We start from the raw sequence: 6,141 nt of genomic DNA on the forward strand, positions 1-6,141 counted from the left end.
GAAATCGCGCAGCGGGGTGAAGGTGTCCGGGTGCACCCAGCCCTGCCAGAACAGCTCCCAGAGTGCGCCGGTGATCTGTTCGGCGGGGGCCTCCGGCAGCTGGGCGGCCAGGGCCTCGGGGAACCAGGCACCGCCGCGCTCGAGCACACTCAGCACCGCGGCGGCCAGCCCCTCCGGGGTGCCCGGGCCCCCTGAGGCTGCCTCCGGGGCTTGGATGAGTGCGGCGTCCTCAGCCGGATAGAAAGCCACCCAGCCGTCGTGGCCGGTGAGCGCGCCGCGGCCCACCGCGATCACCTCGCCCCGGCTGAGCAGCTCATCGAGCATGGAGCTGGTGTAGTCGCTGATCCGGGCCGGCAGGATGAACCGTTCCCAGGCGCTGGCCGGAGCGGGCAGGCCGGCCAGCTGGGCGATGACCTCGGCCAGGGCGGTGATTCCGGTGCCCCTGGTCCCCGGGGCCACCTGCTGCCATTCGGCTAGCAGCTGGGCGTAGGCCCGCTGGGGCACCGGTTCCACTGCTGCTCGCAGGGCTGCCAGGGACCGGCGGCGGATCCGGCGCAGCATCCCGGCCTCCACATACTCCACCGGCACCTGGGCCTCCGGGGTGAACAGACCCTCCACCACCTGGTGCTGCTCGATCAGCCGCACCAGCACATCGGTGACCACAGCCAGCGGCAGGCCCAGGGCGCTGCTGAGCTGGTCGGCGGTGAAGGGACCGTGGGTGCGGGCATATCGGCCGATCAGGTCACCCAGCGGGTCCGGCACCGGGTCCAAGAAGGTCTGCGGCACCCCGGGCGGGATGTTCACACCCAGGCCGTCGCGCAGCCGGGCGGCATCCTCGACTGCGGCGTAGCGCTGCCGGCCCTGGATGGTGACCTGCATGGCCCGTTGAGTAGTGATCAGCTCCTCAGCGAACCCGGTGGCAGTCTGCGCTGTGACGGCGTCGTCATCTGCGTGCAACCGGGCCGCGAGCTCCTCTGCGGTGAGCGGGCCGAGCAGGCGCAGCAGATCCGCCACTGACTCTGCGCCGCGGCCGGCAGTGCTGGGTAGGCGGCGTTCGGGGCTCAGCCGCTGGGCATAGCGTTCGGCCTCGGCGATGATCTCTGCGTCCAGGAACTCGCGCAGCTCCACCCGGCCCAGCAGCTCGTTGAGCAGCTTGGGGTCCAGGCTCAGGGCGGCGGCCCGGCGTTCGGCCAGCGGGGAGTCCCCCTCATAGAGGTACTGGGCGATATAGCCGAAGGCCAGTGACTGGGCGAAGGGGGAGGGGCTGGGGGTTTGGGCCTCCACCAGCCGGACCTTGCGCTGGCTGATCCGGCGGGTCAGCGCATCCAGGGCCGGCAGGTCATAGACATCCTGCAGCACCTCGCGCATGGTCTCCATGATCACCGGGAAGTCCGGGTACTGGTGGGCCACCTCCAGCAGCTGGGAGGAGCGTTGGCGCTGCTGCCACAACGGTGTGCGGGCGCCCGGGTTCTGCCGGGGCAGCAGCAGGGCGCGGGCGGCAGCCTCCCGGAACCGCCCGGCGAACAGTGCCGAGGCCGAAACCCGGCGGGTGACGATCTCCTCAAGCTCCTCCGGCTCAAAGATGAACAGCTCAGCGCCCGGGGGATCATCGTCCATCAGCGGGACTCGCAGCACGATCCCGTTGTCATCGGCGAATGCTGCCCCGTCCAGTCCGTAGCGGGCATGCAGGCGCTCGCCGACGGCCAGCGCCCAGGGCGCATGCACCTGCATCCCATAGGGGGAGTGCAGCATGATCCGCCAGTCGCCCAGCTCATCCTTGGTCTGCTCCACCACCAGGGTGCGGTCGGTGGGGACAGCGCCGGCGGCCTCATGCATCTGATGCAGATAGCGCAGCAGGTTCTGCTGAGCCCAGGCGTCCAGGCCCAGGCCGGTCAGCCGGCTGGCGGCCTCGGCCTCTGCTGCTCCGTGCAGCTGGCGGGTGAAGGCGCCCAGTGCCTCGCCCAGCTCGGCGGGCCGGCCGATCCCGTCGCCGCGCCAGAACGGCAGGCTGGCCGGCTGGCCGAACGCGGGGGAGACCAGCACCCGGTCGAAGGTGATCTCCTCGATCCGCCAGCTGGTGGCCCCCAGGGCGAAGATATCGCCCACCCGGGACTCATAGACCATCTCCTCATCCAGCTCACCCACCCGGCGCCCGCCGGTGCGGGAGTCACCTCCGGCCCGTTCCAGCTCAGTGCCCACCAGGTAGACCCCGAACAGGCCGCGGTCGGGAATGGTGCCCCCGGAGGTCACCGCCAGCCGCTGGGCTCCGGGGCGGCCGGTGAGGGTCCCGGCATCGCGGTCCCAGATCAGCCGGGGGCGCAGATCAGCGAACCGGTCGGAGGGGTATTTGCCGGCCAGCAGGTCCAGCACAGCCTCATAGGCTGAGCGCGGCAGAGTGGCGAAGGGGGCCGAACGCCGCAGTGCCTCGAACCAGCTCTCCACATCCAAGGTGTCCATAGCGGCTGCAGCGATGGTCTGCTGAGCCAGGATGTCCAAGGGGTTGCGCGGGATCTTCAGCGCCTCGATCTGCCCGGACAGCATCCGTTCCACCACCACCGCGGAGCTGAGCAGGTCGCCGCGGTGCTTGGGGAAGAACCAGCCCACAGAGACCTCGCCCACCTGGTGCCCGGCCCGGCCCAGCCGCTGCAGCCCGGCGGAGACCGCATGCGGGGCCTCCACCTGGATCACCAGGTCCACTGCCCCCATATCGATGCCCAGCTCCAGGGAGCTGGTGGCCACCACGCAGCGCAGCCGGCCGGATTTGAGGTCCTCCTCGATCTGCTTGCGGTGCTCCTTGGACACTGAGCCGTGGTGAGCCTTGGCCAGCTCCTGGGGGTGCTCGGGCTCCTCATGCTCAGTTCTGCCGGCCCAGATCTCGTTGATCCGCCCGGTGAGCTTCTCGGCCAGCCGGCGGGAGTTGACGAACACAATGGTCGAGCGGTTCGCGGCAATCAGATCCACCACACGGCGCTCCACATGGGGCCAGATGGAGGGAGCCAGCGGTTGGGAGTCGGTGCGGGCGTCGCCGTGCTCTGCTGGTTCTGCGGCGGGCAGCGCCATATCCGGCACCGGCACCGAGACGGTGATGTCCCACTTCTTGGCTGAGGGCGGGGCCACCACCTCCACCGGGGCCTGTCCGCCCAGGAAGCGGGCCACCTCCTCCTTAGGCTCCACCGTGGCGGAGAGTCCGATCCGCTGGGCGGCGGTGGCCGAGGGAGCTGAGCGTAGCAGCTCATCCAGGCGCTCCAGGGAGACGGCCAGATGGGCTCCGCGTTTGGTGCCGGCCAGAGCGTGGATCTCGTCAATGATCACGGTCTGGACTCCAGCCAGGGTGCTGCGCGCCTGGGAGGTGAGCATCAAGTACAGCGACTCCGGGGTGGTGATCAGGATCTCCGGCGGGTTCCGGACCAGGTCACGGCGCTCCTTGGGGGTGGAGTCTCCGGTGCGCACGCCCACTGAGATCTCCCGCGGCTGCCTACCCAACCGGCGGGCCGTGTGCCCGATGCCCACCAGCGGGCTGCGCAGGTTGCGCTCGATATCCACTCCCAGCGCTTTCAGCGGAGAGATGTACAGAACACTGGTGGTCCCGGCGGCTGGCCGCTGGGCGGTCATCAGCTGATCGATGGACCAGAGGAAGGCCGAGAGGGTCTTACCGGAGCCGGTGGGTGCCACCACCAGGGCGTTCTTCCCCTGGGCCACGGAATTCCAGGCACCTTCCTGTGCCGGGGTGGGGGCGCCGAAGGAGGCGGCGAACCAGCTCCGAGTCGCCTCCGAGAACCTCTCCAGTGCACTCACCGGGCGTACCTCAGCAGGTCCTCGCGGCGCAGCGGGCGGTGGAACAGCGGGCCGTCGGGCTCCATGATCTTCCCAGCCGGCAGCCCGCCCAGGCGCACCGGGTCAAAGCCCATCCGCACCAGCAGCCCCATGACCCGGGCGCAGGCATCCTGGTCATCTCCGGCCAGGGCCGCCGCCCGGCGTTGTCCCAGCGGCAGCTCCGGGTTGGCGGCCTCCTCCAGCTCATGGTGGCTGATGTGGTTCAGCGCCTTGACCACCGCGGCCCCACCGGCCCCGCCGAATCTGCCGGCGATCGCCATCGAGGTGGGCAGCTGCTCATCCACCGCGGCCTGCAACCAGCCGGGCAGCAGTTCGTCCTGCCAGGTATTGGTGGCATCCACCAGCACCACTCCAGAGGGCTCAGTGCCGGCTACCCATTGCGGGTCCACCTCGTCCAGCTCCTCCTGGGGGACAGCAAGCACGACGACGCCCGGACCATGGTGGCGAGTCCGCACTGCCACCTCCGCAGGCCATACTGCCTGGGCCCCTGGGGCGTAGATCTTCAGGTGGTGGCGCAGCGCTTTGGGCGGGCGGGTGGAGCAGATATCGACCCCGATGCCGGCGGCCAGCATCACCCGGGCGAAGGCGGTGCCGGCCCGTCCGGCGCCGAGCACGCCCACCACCGGATCAGTTCCGCCGGGCCGCTCAGACATGGTGGTATGGCCTCCCTGCGCTGATCTCCTGGGCCCGGTAGATCTGCTCGGCAAGGATCAGCCGCACCAGCTGGTGCGGGAAGACCAGTTTGGACAGGCTCCAGGAGAAGTCGGCCCGAGCCTGCAGTTCGGCGCTGACCCCGTAGGCACCGCCGATGACCATCACCACCGGCTGGCCCGAGACGAACTGCCGCTGCAGATGGGAGGCCAGTGCGGGGGAAGAGATATTGCTGCCCCGCTCATCCAGCAGCATCACGTGCTGCCCGGGCTTGAGCGCAGCGAGGATCCTGGCAGACTCCTCCTGGCGGGCGGCGTCGTTCTCCTTGGCGGAGTGCGCCAGCAGCTTCCAGCTCAGGTCATAGGGCTTGCGCAGCCGCTTGGTGTACCGCTGAATCCCTTCGGCCACCCAGGACTCGTGCTTCTTGCCCACGGCGAGGACTGAAATGCTCACAGCTGCTGAGTCTACCGACGCATCGGAGCCATATCGGGGCGCGAGGGATATGCACGTTGGAACTGTGCTCGCTTTCGCTCGCGCCTGGCCTGAAGCTGATTATCCAACAGCTGTTGGAAAATTGCCCTGGACCACAACTTGGTGTGTGCACGCTGCATAGGTGAGACTACGCAGCGGCGAGGCGTTCGACCTTAGGGCGAACCTCATTGCGGCGCTGGGCCAGGTCATAGGCGGTCTGCATATCCAGCCACAGCTTGGCTGAACCGACTCCAGCATCCTCCAGCCGCAGGGCCAGCTCAGGGCTGATCCGGGCCCGGGCATTGAGTACACGGCTCAGTGCTACCCGGGATACACCGAGCCTCTCAGCGGCGTCCTTGACGCTGAGTCCCAGTTCTTCCAGGACATCCTCGCGGATCACCTCACCGGGATGTACGGGGTTAAGCATCGGCATCGTTCTCCTCCTTTCAGTGATAGTCCTCATAATCGATCAGTTCGACATCGTCACCGACGAATTCGAAGGTAACTCGCCAATTCCCGCTGACTGACACTGCCCATCGACCCTGCTGATCAGCGCTGAGAGGATGAGCTTTGAGCGACGGGATCTGCAGCAGCGGCTCCGGACTCGATGCTTGGTCCAGGACTGAGAGGATTCGGCGCAGCTTCTTCACATGCTCCGGGTGTACGCCACGCTTCGAGTCTTTCTCGTAGAGCAGGCGCAGCCCCTTATGCCGGAAGCTGATGATCACATCATGAGTGTATCCCGGTGCGATACACGGAGCAATAGGCTAAACACCGATATGCCGCAAGAAATAGTGTCAGAACACCGAATGGAATGATGTCCTGACACTTCACAACGCGGTGACGGTGGGATTTGAACCCACGGTAGGGGGTTACCCTACACAGCATTTCGAGTGCTGCACCTTCGGCCGCTCGGACACGTCACCTGAGCACCGCCCGCAGGCAGCGCCTACTCACTATACGGGAGGTGGGACCACCGGCTCAAAGCGAGAGTCGAGCTGCACCCACGGATACCGGCGGCAAGCCTGCACCTTGGTGACTTTCATGGCTCATCGCAGATAAGAGTGTAGATAGGGTCTGAATCCTCCGGTGTCGAGCAGGGATCTGGTCACGTAGTGGGTAAGGTTCCGGAACCCCAGGGCAGTCCCGCGCAGGTGCTCGAGACGACCATTTATCGCCTCAGTA

At 67.6% G+C, this 6,141-nt stretch carries 5 protein-coding genes, 1 tRNA gene and 1 pseudogene; all 7 read right to left on the reverse strand.

All coding sequences use genetic code 11. The features are described 5' to 3' along the window. A partial coding sequence (locus GNZ21_RS07750) for an ATP-dependent helicase (RefSeq protein WP_331250817.1) occupies positions 1-3,795 on the reverse strand: 3,795 nt, incomplete at its 3' end. After that, entirely contained in the window at positions 3,792-4,487 is a 696-nt protein-coding gene (locus GNZ21_RS07755) for an NADPH-dependent F420 reductase (RefSeq protein ID WP_157323022.1), read from the reverse strand. The genes GNZ21_RS07750 and GNZ21_RS07755, both read right to left, overlap by 4 nt. Beyond that, positions 4,480-4,938 carry a 23S rRNA (pseudouridine(1915)-N(3))-methyltransferase RlmH gene (rlmH, locus tag GNZ21_RS07760; RefSeq protein WP_188503471.1) on the reverse strand — a complete coding sequence of 153 codons (459 nt, stop codon included), beginning with the start codon at positions 4,936-4,938 and terminating at the stop codon, positions 4,480-4,482. Before rlmH ends, GNZ21_RS07755 begins: the two co-directional genes overlap by 8 nt. Before the next feature lie 166 nt (positions 4,939-5,104). Next, positions 5,105-5,383 (reverse strand): HigA family addiction module antitoxin, encoded by a 279-nt coding sequence (locus GNZ21_RS07765; protein WP_157323023.1) that lies wholly within the window; start codon positions 5,381-5,383, stop codon positions 5,105-5,107. Positions 5,384-5,402: 19 nt separating this feature from the next. After that, positions 5,403-5,684, reverse strand: coding sequence for a type II toxin-antitoxin system RelE/ParE family toxin (locus GNZ21_RS07770; RefSeq protein WP_188503470.1), 282 nt, complete (start codon positions 5,682-5,684; stop codon positions 5,403-5,405). Positions 5,685-5,794: 110 nt separating this feature from the next. Next, a tRNA-Ser gene (locus GNZ21_RS07775) sits at positions 5,795-5,882 on the reverse strand. A 123-nt stretch (positions 5,883-6,005) separates the two neighbouring features. Continuing rightward, a pseudogene (locus tag GNZ21_RS07780) lies at positions 6,006-6,141 on the reverse strand (ISL3 family transposase); the annotation flags it as partial.

Source organism: Nesterenkonia alkaliphila (genome assembly GCF_009758175.1).
In the GTDB taxonomy this organism is placed as follows: Bacteria; Actinomycetota; Actinomycetes; order Actinomycetales; family Micrococcaceae; genus Nesterenkonia; species Nesterenkonia alkaliphila.

Excerpts from the sequence above, each read along its gene's own strand:
- GNZ21_RS07755 (WP_157323022.1), bottom strand. The coding sequence starts at position 4,487 with ATGTCTGAGCGGCCCGGCGGAACTGATCCGGTGGTGGGCGTGCTCGGC.
- GNZ21_RS07765 (WP_157323023.1), bottom strand. The coding sequence starts at position 5,383 with ATGCTTAACCCCGTACATCCCGGTGAGGTGATCCGCGAGGATGTCCTG.